Source organism: Paenibacillus sp. J2L1-98 (genome assembly GCF_056269405.1).
In genome coordinates this window covers 101,488-123,036 of sequence record NZ_JBWDNW010000017.1, presented here as the reverse complement: position 1 = coordinate 123,036, position 21,549 = coordinate 101,488, and the positions used below count along the sequence as shown (strand labels likewise).

The window sequence follows — 21,549 nt, the reverse complement described above, 5'->3', positions numbered from 1 at the left end:
GCCGGGAAGAATAACGCATGAATTGAATGGAATTTGGACAAAACATTCGTTGATGAGAAAGCTTCGGTCATTCAATGCGTGGCCAGACAGTACAGAAGTCATTCTAGTGGAAGCGGTAGCGATTGACGGATGTAGTGATATCAAGCGAATTTAGAGAAATGAACGGAAAAACATGACGAAGCTGGGACGAGGGAATGGCACCCTTGTCTTTATTTGTGATGTTTAGATGATTGTTGATGTTCCAGAGCTATTTCAAGGTTTTGTTATAAAAGTATCATATATTTAAACAAGATAATCCCCTCGCTTGCCTCTTTACAAAATGTACTATTGTCGTAGATACAACATAAAACTACATTTATGGGGGGATGATTTGTTGAATATGACGTCGCTTTGGAAAATGAATGGCAACGGCGAAAGATCGTTTAACGAGTGCTGGTTATTCTTCAGGGGGGAAGCCGACGGAGCCGAGCGGGAGATGTTTGACGATTCCGGTTGGCGTATTCTTCGTCTTCCTCACGATTGGAGTATTGAAGAACCGTTCGATGAGAAGAACCCCAGCGGGACTCAAGGCGGTTTCTTCTCCGGGGGCATAGGTTGGTATCGAAAGACGTTCGCGCTTAGCTCGGAAGAAGCGGCGAAGCATGTCTCCATCCGATTCGACGGCGTATACCATAACAGCGAAGTGTGGATCAACGGGGTTAAGCTCGGGTATCGTCCTTATGGTTTCGTTAGTTTCATTTATGATGCGACGGATTGGATTCGACCCGGGGCGAATGTCATTGCCGTCCGGGTTGCCAATAACGACCAACCGAACTGTAGATGGTATACGGGATCGGGCATCTATAGGAACGTGTGGCTGCGCGTTACGGATCGAATCCATGTAGAGCAATGGGGCACCTACATCACGACTCCCGACGTGACGCGGGAATCGGCACTGGTTCGCGTCCGAACGCGAGTCATGAACAGCCGTGAAAAGACGCACATCATAACACTAAAGATAATCTTGGAAGATCCGAAGGGACGCGTCGTTGGCGTAGCCGTTTCGCTTCGGGAGATGGCCTCCGGAGAAACCTTCGAATTCAAACAACAAATCAGACTCGGGAATCCGGCGTTATGGTCGCCGGATTCACCAGCATTATATTCGGCTCGCAGCATAGTAAGCGTCGATCGACAAATGGAGGTCGATACGACGATAACGAGCTTCGGCATTCGAACGTTCCGATTTGACGGGCAAAGTGGTTTTATCTTCAATAACTTCCCGGTAAAGTTAAAGGGCGTCAACCTGCATCACGATGCGGGAACGTTGGGAGCCGCAGTGCCAGAACGAGTCTGGGAGCGAAGATTACAGATGTTAAAGGAAATCGGATGCAATGCGATTCGTTGCAGCCATAATCCACCCTCTCCCGAGCTGTTAGACCTCTGTGACAAATTAGGATTTTTTGTCATTGATGAGGCGTTCGACAAGTGGCATTCGGGCTGGTACGGACGCGTGTTCGATGAATGGTGGGAGCGAGATCTGCAGTCCATGCTTCAAAGGGATCGAAATCATCCCAGCATTATTTTATGGAGCGTTGGCAACGAAGTAGAGGGTCAAGCTTCGGAACCGATGCTGGAGACGCTTGAGATGCTGACGGATTACGTGCATCGAGAGGAGCCGACTCGCCCTGTTACGTATGCCATTCAACCGTTCCCATGCGGCAAGTATCGAGTCGATGAGGTGATGGAAATTGCCGAACGAACCGACGTACTCGGCTGTAATTACCAGGAACAATGGTATGAGTTATATCGTATAGCCGATCCGAATGTAGTCATTATCGGTACTGAGACCTTTCCCTTTTTCCGCGGGAATATTGACTTGCATAAAGGCTTCGAGCCGATCAATCCTTGGTTTGATGTAGAGAAGCACAAATATGTGGCCGGAGGCTTCTTGTGGGTGGGTATCGATTATTTAGGAGAATCGCCAAAGTGGCCGAGCAAAGGCTGGGCGGCCGGGATAGTGGATACGACCGGTCGTAGGAAACCGTCCTCCTACTTTTTCGAGAGTGTATGGACGTCCGATCCGATGGTGCATATTGCCGTCTTCGACGATACGACGCCGGATAACCTGCAGAAGCTGCATTGGAATTGGCCAAGGATATATTCTCATTGGACGTTTCCCCAATACGAGGATTACATGGTCCGATTGGTAACATTCACGAACTGCGAGAGCGTGACCATTTACGTGAATGGAGAATGGGAGGGCACCAAACAAGCCGCCGATTTCCCGGATCGAATGATGATCTGGTATGTCCCTTATGTTGCCGGCACCATTACGGCTATAGGAACCATAGGGGAGACCAGCGTCGCTTCGTTCGAACTGCAGACCGCCGGCGAACCGGCTCGTATCGAATTGAGCACCGATTTTGCCGAGGCGGTGTCGGCATGCGCCGATATCATTCATGTGGAAGCTCGTATCGTGGACGCAGAAGGCGTGACAGTTCCGAATCATGACGTACCGATTCGTTTCGAGGTGCTTGGGGACGGCGAACTTGTTGGCGTAGACAACGGGGATCTTGACAGTCTTGAGTCTTACCGCGGAACGGTAAGGAGCTCGTATCGAGGTCACTGCTTATTCATCGTCCGGATGACGGGAACAGGGCCCATTGACATTCGGGCGCATTCGGAGAAGCTGCTGTCCGGGCATGTTGAACTGCGTAACGGGTTCAAGCAGATTAAGGATTAGATGAATCGCCGGACCACCTGTTAAAGGGAATCCGGCGATTATACGTTGCCATGAAGAACTTATTGAAATCCTCCCTAGTGTACTGTGCGTCGACAAGCTGAAACAGTAATAGGGTGAGACGAGGGGGCCGTCTATTACGCAAAGTTGAAGCGGAAACTGAACATGGTTTTCCCGTCTACCCCGGTCAATATACTTAATGCCGGGATAAGCGGAGGTCGTCGTATGCTTCGGTCTTAACGACTCGGGACAAGGTCCAGCAGGGTTGGACAACTATGCTAATTCGCTAAGGAGTATTTTCTTGCAATTAAAGGCTACTGGTTCTGATGTTATTTTTATGACTCCGAACATGAAAAACACTTACGTTTGTCCACTTATCCAAGAACCTTATTTTCAAAAGTAGCCAAGGAAAGTGCCGATAATCAAAATAGCGGAGTGATGGATGCGTAAATGGAATGTGCTCGAACGGTTAGCCGCGAACTAAACGTTCCTCTTTGCGACGTTTACGAAAAATGGAAAATGATGGAATAGTCTGAAGCGGACATCACATTACTGCTTGCCAACTATATCAATCATTCCACGCGTGAATTGCATTCATTGTTCGCCGATTCGTTATTCGATCTTATTTTGTTCGGATGAGCATGTACATATGAATGCGTAATAAAATACTTTCAAAGCGGAGCCGAACATTTTTCGGCATCGCTTTGCTTCTAAACAAAGAAAAACATGGTTGCATCAAAGTTTTTGCGGGGTTAATCATGGATGTTAAAAATAATACTAATCTCTAAAAAAAGTACAACAAGAAATGAAAACGGTTTAAAAAGAGTGTTATTGCCAGAAAGTTTGAGTTCCTCTAACGTTGAGGTGCGAAGGCGAATCGAAGACATCGTACAGACAAAACAACGTGTGAGGAAGTGGTCAGAACCATGCTGGACAACAAAATAACGGTTCAGGGAAAAACTGCTGGGATCGGAAGAGGCCAGGTGAAAAAAGAGAGTAAATTCGTGAAGGTTTATAAAGAGATTATCCGGGACAAATACCTTTATTTGCTTGCTCTACCCGGAATTCTTTATTTTATCATCTTCAAGTATTTGCCGATGTATGGCATTCTTATTGCATTTCAGGATTACTCCGTCTACTTGGGATTTTCAAAAAGTCCGTGGGTCGGATTCGAGCATTTCGGTCGGCTCTTTAACGAAGAAGATTTCTGGATGCTGCTGAGGAACACGCTTGCGATCAGTTTCCTGAATATCGTGTTATTCTTTCCGTTACCCATTATTCTGTCACTCTTATTGAATGAATTAAGAAGTCAGGTTTACAAAAGAACGGTACAGACTCTGATATACTTACCGCACTTTTTGTCATGGGTCATCATCGCGAGCCTTACCCTAATGCTATTTGGTAAATCGGATGGAATCGTGAACTATGTTCTGAATGGACTGGGTTTCGAAACGTTCGACTTTCTAACGAACCCCGACACATTCTGGCTTCTCTTAACCGGTCAATCGATTTGGAAAGAGATTGGATGGGGTACTATCATCTTTCTGGCAGCCATCGCGGGCGTCAACACAGAGCTATATGAAGCAGCCAAGATAGACGGTGCGAACAAAATGAGACAAATCTGGCACGTCACCTTGCCGGCCATCCGCAACGTCATCATCATTCTTCTTATTTTACGATTAGGAGATGTCTTGGAAGTCGGTTTCGAGCAAGTTTTCCTTATGTATAACGGTGCCGTATCTGATGTAGCCGAGATCTTCGATACTTACGTTTATCGACTCGGTCTCCAGCAAGGGCAATTCAGTTACAGCACGGCGGTCGGTTTATTTAAATCAGCAGTCGGTTTGGTAATGGTTGTCATTGCCAATCGGATCACGAAGCGTTTCGGCGGAGAAGGTCTATATTAAGAAAGGTGTGAACCCACCATGAAGCTTAGTCTCGGCGAAAGAATATTTAACATCACCAACATCATTGTGCTCGGGTTAATCGCCCTCGTTATGTTATTCCCCATCTATTGGGTCTTTATCGTATCTTTTACTGATCCGGCAGAATTCGCGCAAAAAACGATCGTGCTTTGGCCGGAGGACTGGTCGATCAACGCTTATCGCTATTTATTATCCGCGCCAACCTTCCTGCAAGCGATTGGTATCAGCACGTATTTGGCCGTGATCGGCACCTTCTTCAGCTTGGTAATCACGACATCGTTTGCCTACGCCTTATCGCGGAAGAAGTTCAAAGGAAGAAAAGCCATCATGATGTTCGTGATCTTTACGATTTTGTTCGGCCCGGGGATCATCCCGAACTATTTGCTGGTAAAAGAGTTGGGATTGATCGACAGCTTGTGGGCCGTCATTCTGGTATCGCTGACGAACGGTTGGTATGTGATCTTGATGAAAGGCTTCTATGACAGCATACCGGATGATCTGGTCGAAGCGGCAGCGATCGATGGATGCACGGAAATTACGGCTTGGATAAAAATAATTTTGCCCTTGTCTTTGCCCTCCATCGCTGCTTTCGGATTATTTTTCGCCGTGGGGAATTGGAATCAATTCTTTAATGCGTTAATCTATCTGAACGACCATAATAAATGGCCGATACAAGTGCTGCTGCAAAACATGCTTATCGATTCATCCGGCAGCAGTCTGAGTGGTGTCGATTCGACCATTGCGCCGCCGCCGAGCCAACAGTTAAAGATGGCGGCAGTCGTCATCGCCATTGCCCCGATTATTTGCGTGTACCCCTTCCTGCAAAAACACTTTGCAAAGGGGGTGATGGTCGGGTCGATCAAAGGGTAATCAATCTAACTTGGTACGAAAGCAGCAAGTTAGTATCAAACGCTAACATTTCATGATTAGGGGGACGACAAAAATGAAAAAGTCAGTCTTGATGATGATACTTATTCTCGCTATGCTAGCGGCTGCCTGCAGCAACGGTGGGGGAAATACCGGATCGAACGAAGGCAGTAACTCAGAACAGGGAAATAGCAATGATGCCTCTGGGGCTAAAGAGGAGCCTACAGAAGTATCGATCATGTCTCATTTCTTCGGCGCAACGCCGCCGAAAGACGACAACCAGGTCGAACAAGTGATCGAAAAAGCGACGAACACCAAGCTCAAGATTCAATGGAACGCTGCAACTAATTATTTGGACAAGCTTAATGTCGCGATGGCCTCGGGAGAACTTGCGGACCTGGTCCTCATTCCCAATGGGGTCCCCTTGACGAATAATGTTTTCGTACAAGCGGCGCAAAACGGCGCATTTTGGGACCTGACTCCCTACCTTGACGACTATCCGAACTTCCAAGAGAAAATTGCGGAAATCGCATGGAATTCGAATAAGATCGGCGGGAAAACGTATTTTATTCCGCGGCCTCGTCCTTCCGAAGGCGACTATTTCTTCGTCTTCCGGAAGGATTGGTTGGATAATCTCGGTTTAAAGGTGCCGACGACGGATGAGGAGCTTTACGAGGTCATGAGAGCATTCACCCAAGATGATCCGGATCAGAACGGCGCGAATGATACCGTTGGATTCGTCGGTGTTTTCGTCGGCGAAACGGACGCAGGCGACTTCAAAAGATTCGAATCGATCTTTACAGGCATAAATGGAGATTGGAAAGAAGAGAACGGCCAGCTGACTTATTCCGCGTTCGAACCAGGCGTCCGGGATGCGCTAGAGTTTTTGGCGAAAGCCTACAGCGAAGGTTTGATCTTGCAAGACTTCCCGTCCATGACGCCAAGTCAAAGTAACGATACATTTGCAGCCGGCAAAATTGGAGCGAAAATCGATGCGCCATCGGCTTTTCAAACTTACTATGACGTCCTTGTGCAAAATAATCCGGAGTTTAAGTTGACAGACATGATACCGGCAACGAATATCAACGGTTACAACCCGAAAGGCGTCGGCTTTAACGGAGGACTTGCGATACCTAAATCTGTCCCGGAAGAAAAATTGAAAAAAATTCTGTCCATGCTGGATCGATGGATGGAGGAAGATCTGTTCAAGCTCCATATGGAAGGACTTGAAGGTGTTCATCATACCACCGGAGCGGACGGAAAAGTCGTCATCGATACGGAGAAGGTTACGCAGGACGCGCTTATTGAATATACTCAAATCGTCAATGTAGCAGACCCGTATGCTTTGGCCTATAAGTCGGGCTATCCGGAGGACGCCAAACAGCTCTATGCCGCAATACAAGATGAGAGGGCGAAAACGAGCGTTGCTCCAATCGTGGGTCTAGCATCCGAAATGGGTAAAACGTATTATCCGGAGCTGTCGAAGGATCTGACCGATCTGAAAATGAAGATTATCATTGGTCATGAGCCGATTACGGCATGGGACAAAGCCATTGAGAAACTGAAGAACGACCCGGATATGAAGCAGTTCACGAAAGAAATGAACGAATCTTATCAATCCAGATAGTAGCACACAGGCAGCCAAACACCCTCTTAAGCGGATCGCTTCGTGAAGGAGGGTGTTTGGCCTTCACTTGCGCTTGGCGGTCTGCTCGGTATAGTATTACTACAGTAACGCATTATTCTGTGTGGAGTGGTTCCGATTGCGGTTCTTAAACATTAGCGGGAAATATCGGAAAAACTTGGTTCTCTTTTTGCTGATTGCCAGCTTTCCAGGTATTGTTTTTAGTTTTTTGCTTTATTTCGTTAGCAAAGGCCAGATGGAAAGGGAGCTGCAAACGGTTCATCAGAATCATCTAACCCAAACGATTGATTCGATCCAGGATCAGTTCTCCAGTATGGAACTACTGACGGCGAACTGGGCCTTTAACGCGAATAAGGAAGACTATAGCAATCTCGATCGTACCCGGGACTACCAGAAAATCAGGGACATCTATAATCGACTTAGCATGATGAGGGGCTACAACCCGTTCATTGGCCGAGTAGAATTGTTCTTGGACCGTCCCGTACCTGCTGTGTATTCCGAGAACGGTTACAGGCTTCTAGATGACGATCAGTCTAAATACTATCAACGGCTGTTGAACATGAATCAAAAGATGTTCTGGGATCACGATCTCGTGAGTATCGAAGCGAGTATACAAGACCGTTTCGTCCCCTTGGTCATGGTCCACAATTTAGACAATTACAAAGTGACTCCGTTCGGCTCCTTAATCGTCTTCCTTGAAAAGGAGAAGCTAGACCAAATCCTGAAATCCCCTTATGAAGACGGATCCGCCTTTATATTACGGGGTGATAAACAGTGGCTGTTCGGGAACCATGAGCAAGTCGAACCTGATCCTCTCCAGCGTGCCGTGATGGAAGAAATAGCGAAACGCACGAATGTAAAGTCATTCGTGTTTCATTTTGACAATATCAAATATACGGTGACATACGACCGCTTTACAAGATTAGGTGAGGAGTGGTACTACGTCTCACTTGCTCCGCTAACTAATATTACGGCTCCGGTTGTTTTCATTTCTAAGTTATTTATTTATTTGAATGTAATTGTGTTCACGTTAGCGGTACTTCTTTCTTTGTTCGCGTCCAAAAAGCTGTATGCACCTATCGAAAAGCTTACACGCAAGATCAACGGGAAAGATCGAGGACTTGTGAACGAATTTATGATGATCGAAACCCATTTGAACCACTTGTCAACGGAAAGTGAGGATCTGCAAAACCGTTTGGCACAGCAATTGCCGCATTTGCGTGAAGGTTTTATTCTCCAGTTAGTACAGGGATATCTTTACGCATACCGCGAAGAGGATTTACAGGTTCGACTGCATCAGTTCGGATTTCATCCCGCAAACAAAAAATATGTGATCGCATTCGCGCAATTGTCGGGCTTCAAGAGAGTGATGGACAGGTTCTCGGAAGGCGACGAAGGATTAGTGACCTTCCTGGCGGTCAATATCGCGGAAGATTTGCTCCGGTCCACCGAGATGGAAGCCGATATTCTCAACTTCCACGATCTATCGCTGGGGATCTTGATTTCCTTCCCGGGCGATATGATGGTTCATGACATCGACGCGAGAGTACATGGGTTTTGCGAGGAGTTAACGGCGTATATCGGAAATATATGCAAAATGAGCGTATCGATCGGTGTGAGCCGAATCGCCGAATCGCTAAAGGCAATTCCGGGCATTTTCGAGGAAACGAAAGTCGCATTAAGCTTCCGGAACCTGCAAGAAGAAAACCAAATCATCGATATGAAGAAGAAGGATATCTTTCTCAACAGCCAGGATCAATTCGAATACCCGTTCGATCTCGAGAAAGAAATCATCCATGCCATTCGCATGAGGAATGAACAGGAAGCAATTCAATTCGTTCACGCCTTCTTTGCCGCATCTTCAGAACAAAACGTCAGCGAAGCGGCGATGAGGCAAAGCGCCTTTAAGCTGCTGGGCAGCATCTTCCATATCGTGCTTCAGTCCGGGATGATTGAAGATTTCGCGAAAGAAGGCGCTGGTCTATATGAAAGATTGCATAAGATGAAGGATCCGGAGGAAATCAGCTACTGGTTCGAGACCAAAGTGATCGTTCCCATTATTACGGAGCTATCCCAAAAACAGGATCAGCGTTTGCGATTGAGCGTACAAAAGGTTATGCAAATGTTGGAACAGCAATATATGGAGGACATTTCACTGGAGGCTTGCGCCGGGGAAGTCAATTTGAACCCGTCGTTTTTAAGTAAAATATTTAAGGATATCTCAGGTTGGAATTTCATCGATTACTTGACGCACATTCGGTTGTCGAAGGCCAGGGAGCTGCTCATCGAGACCGATACCCGGATTAAAGATGTCGCGGAAAGCGTCGGGTATAACCAACACAGCTATTTCAATAGGATTTTCAAGAAGGAAGAGGGCATCACGCCTAGCGAGTATCGGGAAATGAATCGAAAATCATAACGCGAATTCAATGACGGGGGAAACCTCGTCTTTTTTTTTGCGTGAATCCGGGATTATAAAGAAAGTATCAATTGATCAAAAAAATACTACCCACTTGTTTGCCGTTTAAAAAAGTACTATTGTCGGTAATCCATCAAGGGTTTAGCGTAACAAACAGAGAGACTAAGGAAGGAGTAAGTGGGATTATGATCAGAGAGAACATGGACAGGGCTTGGGCATTTTCGCTTGGCCAAGCTTCAGGCGGGAGCATTTACGCGGCATTGCAGGAGGAAAAGCCTGGGAAAATCGTAAACTTGCCGCACGATTTTATGATCGAATCGGACACTACCCTCGATGCGCCCGCCGGAACAAGATCCGGATTTTACGGTGGAGGAATCGGTACCTATACGAAGATTTTGAACATTCCCGAAGAGGATGCGGGAAAACGGGTCTTGATCGAGTTCGACGGGGCCTACATGAATGCGGTTGTCGCCTTGAACGGCCATCAAGTGACTAAGCATCATTACGGCTACACGCCGTTCCATGCCGACCTGACTCCTTATCTCAAACCGGGCAAATCGAACCGTCTTACCGTCACGGTAAACAATACGGCGCAGCCGAATGAACGTTGGTATACCGGCTCTGGCTTATACCGGCATGTGGACCTGCTAACCGCGCCGAAGCTTCATATCTCCCCTTGGGGTATTTTTGCTTATACTTCCCACATGGTGAACGGGACCGCTTTCGTCATGGCCGAAACGACGATCGAAAATTATACGGGAGATATAGCTAGCTTATGGGTGGACGTTGTAATCGAGAAGGAATCCGACGGGTCGCTAACCGGTGCGGGACGGATCAGAATTCATTCACGTCCGGGGGAGAAATCGAAGGGCAGGGTTATGATTGCCGTCGAACAAGCCGAGCTTTGGGATATCGAATCGCCTTATCTGTATCGAATTCATGCCAGGTTGTCTGACAATGAGGGGGTTCTGGACAGCGACAGCACCCTATTCGGGATTCGAACGATTTCCGTCGATGCGAGGAACGGCTTAAGGTTAAACGGGAGAACCGTAAAGCTAAAAGGCGGCTGCGTGCATCACGACAACGGTATTTTAGGCGCTGCATCGTTTAGGGACAGCGAGTACCGAAAAATGAAAATCCATAAAGATCACGGATACAATGCGATCCGTTCCTCCCATTATCCACCGTCGAGGGACATGCTAGAAGCGTGCGACCGCTTGGGGCTTCTGGTTATTGACGAAGCGTTCGACGTCTGGACGATGGGGAAAAGCCTCCATGATTACAGTCAGTACTTCGAACAGAATTGGAAGGCGGATATGGAAGCGTTTATCCTTCGCGATCGCAATCATCCTTGTGTCATCATGTGGTCGACGGGCAACGAAATTACGGAACGAGGAGGGCTTTCGGATGGCTATACTTGGGCAGCCAAGCTGGCTGCATGGGTTCGGGAGCTCGATCCGACCCGTCCGGTCACGAATGCGCTTTGCGGCTTCTTTAACGGGCTTGACGACGAGAACATGGCGGCTTGTCAGGATGAAATGATGCAGGAGTACAAAAGAAGCGGCAGCATTCAGAACTTCGAGTCGAAACACGGAAAAGCGATTTGGGGAGATTTAACCGAGGCGTATTGCGCACCGCTTGATGTCGTCGGGTACAACTATCTGGCCCATCGCTACGAAGAAGACGGAAAGCTTTATCCGAATAGGGTCATCTGCGGCGCGGAAAGCAAAGCGTTGGACATGATGGAGTACTGGGAGGCCGTCGAACGAAATCCGCATGTTATCGGCGATTTTACTTGGGCGAGTTACGAATACCTCGGAGAAGCCGGTATTGGCCGAGCGGAATATGTGGGCTCCGAAGATATGATCGACAAGCTCAATTTGAAAAATGTCCGATATCCGTGGCGTCTTTCCAATAGCGCAGACTTCGATCTTTGCGGGTTCCCCAGGCCGCAGCTTGCCTACCGGAAAATCCTGTGGGGGTCAAGCGAGACGTTTATTGCCTCCCGCCACCCTGAGCACTATGGCAAGAAAGAAATACTCGGAAAATGGGGTTGGCCCGATTGCGAAAACGGTTGGAGCTGGGCCGGGTTTGAAGGGGAGCCCGTACAAGTCGACGTTTATTCGGCCGCAGAGGAAGTCGAACTGATCCTGAATGGCAAGAGCCTCGGAAGAAAACCGGCTGGCAAGCCGAACCAGTATTCGGCGACGTTCGAGCTCACGTATGAACCCGGTACGTTGGAGGCCGTCAGTTACACGGCGGGACAAGAAGTATCGTCCGACCGGATAGCGTCCGCTGGAAAGCCTGTCGCAGTACGCATTCGACCGGAGCAAGAGAATCTTGCGGCGGACGGTCAATCGTTATGCTTTGCCGTTGTCGAAATGATCGACCGGGCCGGCAATGTCGTTCCGACTGCCGAACTGAAGGCGACGGCCGCCGTTGAAGGAGCGGCAACGCTGGCGGCATTCGGAACCGGTAAACCACAAACCGAAGAAAACTATACGAAGGGCGAGTTTACTTCTTACAAAGGGAGGCTACTTGCCGTCGTTCGCGCAGGTTATGAGCCCGGCGTGTCGCGTTTGATAGTTAGCGTCGAGAACTTGGGTGAAATTACCATTAGTATCCCCGTAACGTAGAGCAGTTCAACGGGTTGTCCTGAGGGTAATCTGTTATTTATTACGCAGAACATATTATTCGGAAAGAAAATGCAAGGAGAGGCCCGGTGCGGAAAATAAGTTTTATTGCCGAAAAGCGATCATTCTGACACCTTTTTAAGTGCATTCCTTCTTGCAAGAAGATGAAAGGACGAAAGAGATGAACATTCGTTTCAAATTCGTTTTTGTTCCGGGAGAAAACGGATCGGATAGTATTAGCGTCAATTCGAATACGTCTTACGATATGGCATTGGGATATGGATTTGGCGTATCTTCGGGGCCGTCAAAGCATGAAGATTTGCGCGCATCCTGGCCAGGTGACTATTTTCTCCCATCCGTTCGGACATTTCTTGTTGACGTTCCTTACGGCAACTATCGTGTAATGGTTACGTTTGGCGACGAGGAAAAGCCTTCCATTACGACAGTAAAGACCAATCTCGGTAGTCTGGTGCTGGACCGCATTCAAACGTCGCCTGGCCAGTTCGTGCGGCAGGCTTTCGCCGTTCATGTCGATGACGGACAACTAAAACTCGCTTTCGCCAACGATGCGTCGTGTGTTCGGTCTGTGGAAATCGAGCGAGATCCCGCCATACGCACGTTATTCCTTGCTGGAGATTCTACTGTTGCAGACCAGTCGTCAGGCAAATATCCATTTACCGGCTGGGGACAAGGGATCGGTAAGTGGTTGACCGCCGAAATTGCCGTGTCCAACCATTCATGCTCGGGCGCGAGCTCTAAGAGCTTCATGGAAGAAGGACGTTTACTGAAAATATTGAACAGGATGCGTCCCTCGGATGTTCTGCTCGTTCAATTCGCCCACAACGACGAAAAAGAAGACGAACGCGGAACTGATCCATTCACGTCTTATCAACAGTGCTTACGACAATATATTAATGGCGCGAGAAGCAGGGGAGCTTTCCCGATACTGGTCGCGCCCATGCACAGAAGGTTTTTCGACGAGCGGGGACAGATACGAAACACACACGGTGACTATATCGAGGCGATGGGACGGCTAGCCGTTGAAGAACGCATTCCGTTCCTCGATTTGGCAGGGAAGAGCAAACAGCTCTTCGAAAAACTGGGGGAAGAGAGAACGAAGTCGATCTTCATGTGGGCGGAACCAGGGGTCATTCCGACGATGCAGGAGGGCTCGGCCGACAATACTCACTTTTCAGAGCAGGGCGGTAAAGAAGTTGCCAGGTTAGTAGTCGAATGCATCCAGGAATCCAACGTAGAACCGCTGGTAGGTTTGTTGCGCGACATGTAAGTGACGATAGGCGCGAATAGATGAAATCAAGCTAAAAGAAAGGTTGATACCGTGCAAAAACTGGAGACGCTAAGAAATCAATTTACTAGCCCCTCTGCTGAATTCAGTCCGATACCGTTCTGGTTTTGGAACGATGCGTTAACCGGAGAGGAGATCGTCCGCCAAATCCACGACTTCCATGCGAAGGAAGTGGATGGATTTGTCATTCATCCGCGGATGGGTCTGCCTCAATCGATGCCTTATTTATCGGAGTCTTATCTGGAACTCGTCGAGACGGCCGTAGCAGAAGCCGACCGGCTCGGTATGAAAGTCATTCTATATGACGAAGGGATGTATCCTTCCGGCTCCGCATGCGGCATGGTCGTCAAGCAAAATCCCGACTACGCCAGTCGCGGCTTGCAGCTCCGAGCTTATCCGTGTCCGGAGGGTGCCGGCGTCGATCGGATTCCGTTAAAGCTGTCTTCGGGAGAGACGGTTGTCTCTGCGCAAGCCGTTCGTATGTTGTCCGAACGGGAAATCGCGCCGGAAAGTACGGTCTTACTTGAGATCGAGCAAGAGGCTGTTCGGTTTACCCCAGCGGATCCCGGAAGTTGGTCGATACTGCTCTTCATTGATGTTGCTTCAAGAGGGACGACTCGCGGGGTTCACCCAGGACAGGACGACGGCGAGCCCGACGCCCCCTTGGCCGCGGACTTGCTTAACCACGATGCGGTGCAAACCTTTATTACCTTGACTCACGAACGGTATTACCGGAAGCTTAGTCGTTATTTCGGCACCACGATATTTGCAATGTTCACGGACGAGCCGGATTTGCTCGGCCGCGGACATACCAAGGGACTAAAGGCGTGGACCCGAGGTTTTCTCGGCGAGTTTCTAGCGAGCGGTTGTCGGGAGACGGATTTGCCAGCGTTATGGTACGATGCGGGCGAAGAAACTTCATGTATTCGCGACACCTATGAAACAGCGGTACGCAATCGGCTTTCGCGGACGTATTACAAATTGCTCGCCGACTGGTGCGAAGCGCACGGGGTTGGACTGACCGGTCATCCCGCGGGCAGCGATGATATCGGATTACTGGAGCATTTCCATATTCCTGGGCAGGATGTCGTCTGGCGGTACATCGCGCCGGAGGAAGGCAAGTTACTGACAAGCGCGCATAGTACGATGGGCAAGTGCTCGTCAGACGCAGCACGCCATCGGGGCAGACGGCGAAACCTGAACGAGGTTTTCGGCGTCTGCGGAATTGAAGGCGGCTGGTCATTGACGGCGGATAATATGAAATGGTATTTGGACTGGCTGTTCGTTCGTGGCGTCAATTTGATCTGTCCTCATGCATTCTATTATTCAATTCGTGGAGAGCGTCGGGACGAACGACCACCGGATGTGGGACCTCATAATATTTGGTGGCCGGAGTACGCGTTATTCTCCAGGTATATCAAACGAATGAGCTGGCTCATGTCCGAGGCCAAGAACGGTGCGGAAACGGCCGTATTGGCGGGCCCCGCCTATCTCCCCTGGAGAGTCACAAAGCCAATGTATGAGGGGCAAATCGAATTTAATTATCTGGAAGAAACGCTTCTGTCTGGTTCGTGTCGATGCCAGGAAGGAACGCTGGAGATCGAAGGTTATCGCTACAAAGTGGTTGTCATTGAGGATGGCCAGCGCTTAAAGCCGGATAGCTGGGTCGTGCTAGAAACGTTCAGCAAGCAGGGAGGACTCGTCATCGAGTTATACGGGGAGGAAGCGGTATCTAACGATATTGGCCAAATTCGGATCGATCGTGAAGAGAACATCCCGGAAGAACTGATGAGTAAGCTCGGCACAAGCCTCAAGCTTGAACCGCAATCGGCGTCTATTCGCATCAGCCGGGTGGAGAAGGACGGCGTTTATTTCTATGTCATCGTAAACGAGGGAGAGGAGCGATACGAAGGAACGCTCTGGATCAAGCAAACGGGTCTTACGGAATATTGGCGCCCTTGGTTAGGAACATGTGAGGTGGCAAGTGTAGAACGAACGTCCAAGGGGCAGCGCGTCGAAGTAACCGTCGACCGCAGAGAATGTCTGATCATCACCGTAGATCCTCGCAGCGGTGTAGAAGTTTCCAATTCGCATCCCGGCGAAAAGGTGCTTATTGCGGATTTGTCGGCAGACTGGCGCGTTGTTGATGGCCACCGGAAGGGGGGAATTGAACTTCCGGAACTGACTTCTTGGACCGAATGGGACGGGATGGCGCATTTCTCGGGTACGGTTGTGTACGAGAAAAAATTTGAGTTGGCCGCCCCCTCGCAGTGGACTCTCCTCGAACTTGATCTCGGCATCGCGCATGAACAGGCGCGCCTTTGGGTAAACGGTCATTACACCGGAGTCCGCATGTGGCGGCCTTATACGATAGATATTGGACGTGAGTTGCAGCATGGCACTAATGTCTTGCGTGTGTCGGTGACGAACAGTTTGGCGAATCAATATGATGGAAAGTCATTCCCGTCGGGGTTAATTGGACCAATCCGCTTGTTTGGCGTGCGTAAATAGGAAATGGAAAGCGTGGACGGCAATCTTGATATGGTCTAGAGGAGAAAACAAAGAGTCGAAAGCCTAGCAACTTGTCGAAGCTTAGGAATTGGAGGAAAGCGTTTTGAAACTACAATCGAACCCGTCCGATTTGAAACGAATTGTCGGACACGTTGTGAACTACACTTTAGAGATGGATTTGACTTGGGACTGGCCGGGCGGCGTCGCGTATTACGGCGTCAGCCGCGCGTTCGAAGCAACCGGAGAACAAGTTTATCTGGACCGGATGGCGGCATGGTGCGACGAATACCTGGAAGCGGGGCTACCGGTCTGGACGGTCAACACGTGCGCGATGGGGCACATGCTTATCACCCTATATGAACAATCAAAGGAACAAAAGTACCTCGATCTCATCTTAAGCAAAGTGGACTATCTGGAACACAATGCATTGCGTTTTGGAGATCGGGTGCTGCAGCACACGGTGTCGGTAAAAAACGATTTTCCTGAGCAATGCTGGGCTGACACGTTGTTTATGGCCGCGTACTTTATGCTGCGCGTAGGCGTCATGATAGGGGAGAAACGGCTTATCGAGGATGCGCTGCATCAATTTTTCTGGCATATCAATTATTTGCAAGACGAGAAGAGTGGACTTTGGTACCACGGATATAACCATATCAAGAAGGACCATATGTCCGGCATCTATTGGGGTCGCGCCAACGCTTGGGCGGCGTACACCATGTCCCGGGTAGGGAAGGTGCTGCCGGAAGCGTATCTGTATCCTCCTTTCATGCACATTGGAAGCTCTCTGCGTGATCAACTCGCCGCTATAAAAGGGTTGCAACGCAAGGAAGGCTTGTGGGGGACTGTCCTCGACTATCCTGAATCGTACGGCGAGGTATCGGCCACGGCGGGAATTGCGGCTGCGATGGTCATGCAAGGAAATCCTCTGCACGCGAAATACGTGCAAATGGCATTAGATGGTACGCTGGACAATATCGCCGACAACGGACGAGTCCTGAACGTTTCCGGAGGAACAGCCGTGATGAACGATCGAGACGGTTATCTCCAGGTGGACAAGAAATGGGCCCAAGGTTGGGGGCAGGGACTTGCGTTAGCACTATTGGCCGCCGCACTTGAAAATCAGGCCTGTTCGGTGACGCAAGAATGACAAAGGACATGATAAAGCGCAAAAGAGAAACGATGCTGCTCGACGGCATGTGGAACGTCACGTTGGAAGACTGGAACGAGCCAGGCGGCTTGATATCCGCGGAAATCCGGCTCCCTGGCACGCTGGACGAGTACGGCTTAGGCCCGAGGCCAGAAGACGCGACGGATCACTTGACCCGGAAGCACGCATACGAAGGTCCGGCACGCTACGATCGAACGGTAATCATACCGGAGGAGTGGCGGGGCAAGTCGATTTTTTTCAGAATGGAAAGAACTCGTGAGACAGAGCTGCGAATCGACGGCATTAAGATTGGAACTTCAAACTCCTTGTCGACGCCGCAATTGTATGATGTTAGCCGTTATCTCGAGCCGGGGACGCACACTATTGCCGTAACGGTAGACAACCAATCCGGCATCATGTCGTGGAAGAGTATTCTCAACTCGCACATGGCAACGGAACATACCCAGACTAACTGGAACGGCATCGTCGGCGGAATCGAACTGTTCGCAACAGATCTCGTCCGTTTCGAGCGAGTTCGCCTGTACCCGCAAAGCAAGGGAGAGGTCCAAGGGATAGCGGTTCTGTGCAATTCAGCCGGTACCGCAGCGAATGGGCACATCTCGCTCATCATTCGGGATATGGAAGGCCATGTACGATATGAAGGGGAAGATATCCTTTTCTCAATGAAATCGGATAGCGTGAAGGAGGAAGTCGCGTTTTCGATCAATACTGGTGAGGCGCTGCAATTATGGGATGAGTTCGATCCGGCGGTATACACGGTTCAATTCTCGCTTGAGGGGAATTGTGGGAACAGGTTCGTAGCCGATGAATATAGCACGTCGCTCGGCATACGGACGTTTTGCAGTGCAGGAACCCAATTCGAAGTGAACGGAAGGAAAACGTTCTTGCGCGGAAAGCACGACGGTTGCGTGTTTCCGTTGACGGGATACGCGCCGATGGCGGTAGACGATTGGCTGAAATTATTCCGGACGGCGAAGGCGTACGGGATCAACCATTACCGATTCCACTCGTGGTGCCCGCCCGAAGCAGCGTTCACGGCGGCCGACCGGCTGGGTATCTATTTGCAGCCCGAGCTGCCGTTCTGGGATCCTGGCACGGCATTCGAGAACGACGAAGAATGGCTCTACTATTCGAGAGAAGCGTTCCGGATCTTAGAGGCGTACGGGAACCACCCGTCCTTCGTCATGTTCGCCTGGGGAAACGAGCTGTCGGGTTCAATCGAAAGGATGGAATTGCTTGTCGAGGAGGTGCGCCGTTCGGACTCGACCAAATTATATGCGATTGGCTCCAACAATTTTTTCAGTAAAGCCGAGATGCCGCGAAACTCCGGCTATTGGACGACATTCTGGACCGAAGGGACGTGGAATACGAAGAAAGCAGGTTATGGAGGGAAGCATGTCCGAGGTGCGACGCCTCATCCGACGCGAGGCTTTATCAACAATAGCCCGCCTTCTAGCCGGAAAGATTACCGGGAAGAGATTCGGGAGGTTTCGATTCCGGTAATCGGGCACGAAGTCGGGCAATTTCAGATTCATCCGGATTTTCGAGAGATCGATAAGTATAAGGGCGTACTGGAACCGGGTTATCTTATTCACTTCCGCAAGCAAGCGGAGACGTCGGGACTGCTGAATCAAGCGGTAGACTTCCAATCCGCATCCGGAAAGCTTGCGAGCTTGTGTTATCGTGAGGAGATCGAGGCCGCATTACGAACGCCAGGTATGGGGGGATTTCAACTGCTCGATATGCAGGATTTCCCCGGGCAAGGCGGTGCATTCGTCGGGATATTGGACAGCTTTATGGATTCCAAAGGAATCGTCGAGCCGGAGGAATGGAAGCGGTTCTGCAGCGAGGTCGTCCCGCTGGCGCGAATGAAGCAATATGTATGGACGGAAGGAAACACGATTGAGGCCCAAGTGGAAGTGGCCCATTACGGTGCGGCACCGTTCCCGGATGCGACGGTAACTTGGTCGATCACGGACGGTTCCGGCGCACGCGTCGCGGAAGGAAGTTTCCCGAACGTTGCGATTCCGCAAGGGGAAGTATGGCCGGTCGGGACGATCGAATTCCGGATTCCGCGGATGGCAAGAGCGGAGAAATGGTCACTCGAAGTAGTCATTGAAGGTTACCGTAACGATTACCCGATGTGGGTTTACCCGGAACGAGGGGAGGTTCCAATTCCCTCTGACGTCTTGGTCTCGGACGCTTTTGATTCCTGGACGCGGCGAGCATTGCAGGAAGGCAAGAACGTACTCTTGATTCCGCCGGCGCACGGTTCGTTCGGCCACGGTCCAGACGGTACGTTCATCCCCGATTTCTGGTGTTACCCAATGTTTAAGAAATATGATCCGCCCGGAACGCTTGGCATTCTATGCGATCCTTCCCATCCGGCGCTATCGGAATTTCCGACGGCCTCGCATGCGGAGTGGCAGTGGTGGCATCTAATGAGATATTCCCGGGCGATGGTGCTGGACGATGCGGGGCCAGATTACCGCCCGATCGTTCAAGTGATCGACAACGTGGCACGCCAGCATAAGCTCGGCATGCTCTTCGAAGCAAAGGTAGGAGGCGGAAAGCTCCTGATCTGTTCCATTGATCTTTGGAGCCAGCAGGACCGGGCCGAGGCAAAGCAGCTTTTGTCATCATTGCTGAAATATTGTTCGTCGGATCGGTTCGATCCCGAAGCCAAATGGACGGAGGACTTCGCGGAACAATTGTTTACGAAGAAGGATACGTCGGAAGTAACCGGGAATCCGAATGCGGATACGTACGGGTAAAAGGAGGAGTATGATTTATGGAGACAACAACCAGCACAGACCTTATTCCACTTCAACTACTATCACCCCCGGCTTCTCAGTCGGATTCAAGTATCGCGCTATTATGGGATAAACCTATACAATCGTCGGAAGTCGCTTGCTACCGCGTGTATGTAGATGAGAACATTCATGGAATCAGTGCAAGTACAGATTACACAATAACGAATCTAGAGCCTTCGAAAACGTACGAAGTTTATATATGCTCGGTTGCAAAAAGCGGGGTGATCTCACAGCCTAGCAATACGATAGCCGTATCGACAAAACCGAAATCCGAGATTTTCGATATTATGGATTTTGGGGCAGTCGCAGACAACAAGACCAACAATACGGAAGCGATCCAGGCGGCTATCGATGCATGCTCGGTCGGAGGGAAAGTTTATGTTCCCGAGGGTACTTTTGTTACTGGCGCAATATTTTTGAAAAGCAACATGACCCTTTATATCGAAAAAGGCGGAGTATTGCTTGGAAGCGACAATCTGTCCGATTATCCGTTGATGAGGTACAGATGGGAAGGCAGAGAACAAATCTGTTATGCCAGTCTCATCAATACGAAAGATTCCCAGGAGGGAAGGCTTGAACATATTACGATTGAAGGGGAAGGGAAAATAGACGCAAACGGCAAGTTGCTGTTTAAAAACGAGATGACAGAGAAGAAGGGATTCCGGGGAAGGGCCATTTGTCTTCGAAACGTGGATTACATTTATTTAAAAGACATTACCGTCAGGCAGTCCCCCGCATGGTGCGTTCATCTTATTTACAGCAATCATATTAGTGTAAACAATGTAAAGATTTATACCAAACACGATGAGCATGGTAGGAGATATGAAGATATTTTTAATGGAGATGGGTTAAACCCCGATTCGTCAAGCGACGTCTATATTTTCCGATGCATGATCGCTAGTCAAGACGATTGTATCGCAATCAAATCAGGCTTTAATGAAGAAGGAAGAATGGTCGGGATACCTTCTCGAAATATTCGAATTACAAATTGTACGTTTAAAAGCGGTTTTGGTGTTGCCATCGGAAGCGAAATGGCCGGGGGCGTTAGAAATGTGCGGGTTAACGACTGCACATTTGAAGACGTGTACAGTATCGCTACCATAAAAGCACCTAGAGGCAGAGGAGCTGTCATAGAAAATATTACCTACGAAAATTGCACGTTAAGTAATTATAGTCTTGAACACGAGGACTGCAGATGGTTCAGAGGAGCAATCAACATCGATCAATATTACAGCCAAGACGAGTTTGATGTCGACAAGAAAGATGCCGTCGATGAAGGAACCTCTACCATAAAAAATATTCATTTCAAAAATATCTTGTTGGATACCCGGGCCGGTAATGCCGTATTTATGGCGGGTTTACCGGAAAGCCCGCTGCAGAACATCGATTTGGTAAATGTACAGGCATTGGGGAAATTCGGACTTAAAGCTTTCAATATCATGGGCTTAATGATGAATAATGTTTCCGTTCTCTCACGCGAGGATGAGGATTATAAGCTTCATAACGTGAGTATTCTTGAAAGCGATAAGATAGAAGGATGAGA

At 49.3% G+C, this 21,549-nt stretch carries 11 protein-coding genes; all 11 read left to right on the top strand.

The window, feature by feature from the left end; translation table 11 throughout:
• Positions 1-379: 379 nt before the first annotated feature.
• Positions 380-2,722 carry a glycoside hydrolase family 2 TIM barrel-domain containing protein gene (locus AC0YNZ_RS23630; RefSeq protein ID WP_475828956.1) on the top strand — a complete coding sequence of 781 codons (2,343 nt, stop codon included), beginning with the start codon at positions 380-382 and terminating at the stop codon, positions 2,720-2,722.
• Between the two features lie 923 nt (positions 2,723-3,645).
• On the top strand, positions 3,646-4,626 hold the full coding sequence (locus AC0YNZ_RS23625; RefSeq protein WP_475828943.1) for an ABC transporter permease: 981 nt from the start codon (positions 3,646-3,648) through the stop codon (positions 4,624-4,626).
• An 18-nt stretch (positions 4,627-4,644) separates the two neighbouring features.
• Positions 4,645-5,514, top strand: a complete 870-nt coding sequence (locus AC0YNZ_RS23620) for a carbohydrate ABC transporter permease (protein ID WP_475828942.1) — start codon at positions 4,645-4,647, stop codon at positions 5,512-5,514.
• A 73-nt stretch (positions 5,515-5,587) separates the two neighbouring features.
• On the top strand, positions 5,588-7,138 hold the full coding sequence (locus AC0YNZ_RS23615) for a type 2 periplasmic-binding domain-containing protein (protein ID WP_475828941.1): 1,551 nt from the start codon (positions 5,588-5,590) through the stop codon (positions 7,136-7,138).
• Positions 7,139-7,274: 136 nt separating this feature from the next.
• A complete protein-coding gene (locus AC0YNZ_RS23610; RefSeq protein ID WP_475828940.1) occupies positions 7,275-9,575 on the top strand; it encodes a helix-turn-helix domain-containing protein in 2,301 nt (766 codons plus the stop codon).
• Positions 9,576-9,760: 185 nt separating this feature from the next.
• Entirely contained in the window at positions 9,761-12,211 is a 2,451-nt protein-coding gene (locus AC0YNZ_RS23605; RefSeq protein ID WP_475828939.1) for a glycoside hydrolase family 2 TIM barrel-domain containing protein, read from the top strand.
• A gap of 178 nt (positions 12,212-12,389) precedes the next feature.
• On the top strand, positions 12,390-13,496 hold the full coding sequence (locus AC0YNZ_RS23600; RefSeq protein WP_475828938.1) for a rhamnogalacturonan acetylesterase: 1,107 nt from the start codon (positions 12,390-12,392) through the stop codon (positions 13,494-13,496).
• 51 nt (positions 13,497-13,547) lie between these two features.
• Positions 13,548-16,025, top strand: coding sequence for a glycosylhydrolase-like jelly roll fold domain-containing protein (locus AC0YNZ_RS23595; RefSeq protein ID WP_475828937.1), 2,478 nt, complete (start codon positions 13,548-13,550; stop codon positions 16,023-16,025).
• 103 nt (positions 16,026-16,128) lie between these two features.
• Complete coding sequence (locus tag AC0YNZ_RS23590) at positions 16,129-17,172, top strand: glycoside hydrolase family 88/105 protein (protein ID WP_475828936.1); 1,044 nt, start codon at positions 16,129-16,131, stop codon at positions 17,170-17,172.
• Complete coding sequence (locus AC0YNZ_RS23585; protein WP_475828935.1) at positions 17,169-19,967, top strand: glycoside hydrolase family 2 TIM barrel-domain containing protein; 2,799 nt, start codon at positions 17,169-17,171, stop codon at positions 19,965-19,967. The genes AC0YNZ_RS23590 and AC0YNZ_RS23585 overlap by 4 nt, the downstream gene beginning before the upstream one ends.
• Before the next feature lie 17 nt (positions 19,968-19,984).
• The gene (locus tag AC0YNZ_RS23580; RefSeq protein ID WP_475828934.1) at positions 19,985-21,547 is read left to right on the top strand and encodes a glycoside hydrolase family 28 protein; all 1,563 of its coding nucleotides are present in this window, start codon (positions 19,985-19,987) and stop codon (positions 21,545-21,547) included.
• The last annotated feature ends 2 nt before the right edge of the window (positions 21,548-21,549 follow it).

What these genes read in the sequence shown, in the direction of transcription:
- AC0YNZ_RS23625 (WP_475828943.1), top strand. Translation starts at nt 3,646, where the DNA reads ATGCTGGACAACAAAATAACGGTTCAGGGAAAAACTGCTGGGATCGGA.
- AC0YNZ_RS23620 (WP_475828942.1), top strand. Translation starts at nt 4,645, where the DNA reads ATGAAGCTTAGTCTCGGCGAAAGAATATTTAACATCACCAACATCATT.
- AC0YNZ_RS23585 (WP_475828935.1), top strand. Translation starts at nt 17,169, where the DNA reads ATGACAAAGGACATGATAAAGCGCAAAAGAGAAACGATGCTGCTCGAC.
- AC0YNZ_RS23600 (WP_475828938.1), top strand. Translation starts at nt 12,390, where the DNA reads ATGAACATTCGTTTCAAATTCGTTTTTGTTCCGGGAGAAAACGGATCG.
- AC0YNZ_RS23580 (WP_475828934.1), top strand. Translation starts at nt 19,985, where the DNA reads ATGGAGACAACAACCAGCACAGACCTTATTCCACTTCAACTACTATCA.
- AC0YNZ_RS23605 (WP_475828939.1), top strand. Translation starts at nt 9,761, where the DNA reads ATGATCAGAGAGAACATGGACAGGGCTTGGGCATTTTCGCTTGGCCAA.
- AC0YNZ_RS23630 (WP_475828956.1), top strand. Translation starts at nt 380, where the DNA reads ATGACGTCGCTTTGGAAAATGAATGGCAACGGCGAAAGATCGTTTAAC.
- AC0YNZ_RS23615 (WP_475828941.1), top strand. Translation starts at nt 5,588, where the DNA reads ATGAAAAAGTCAGTCTTGATGATGATACTTATTCTCGCTATGCTAGCG.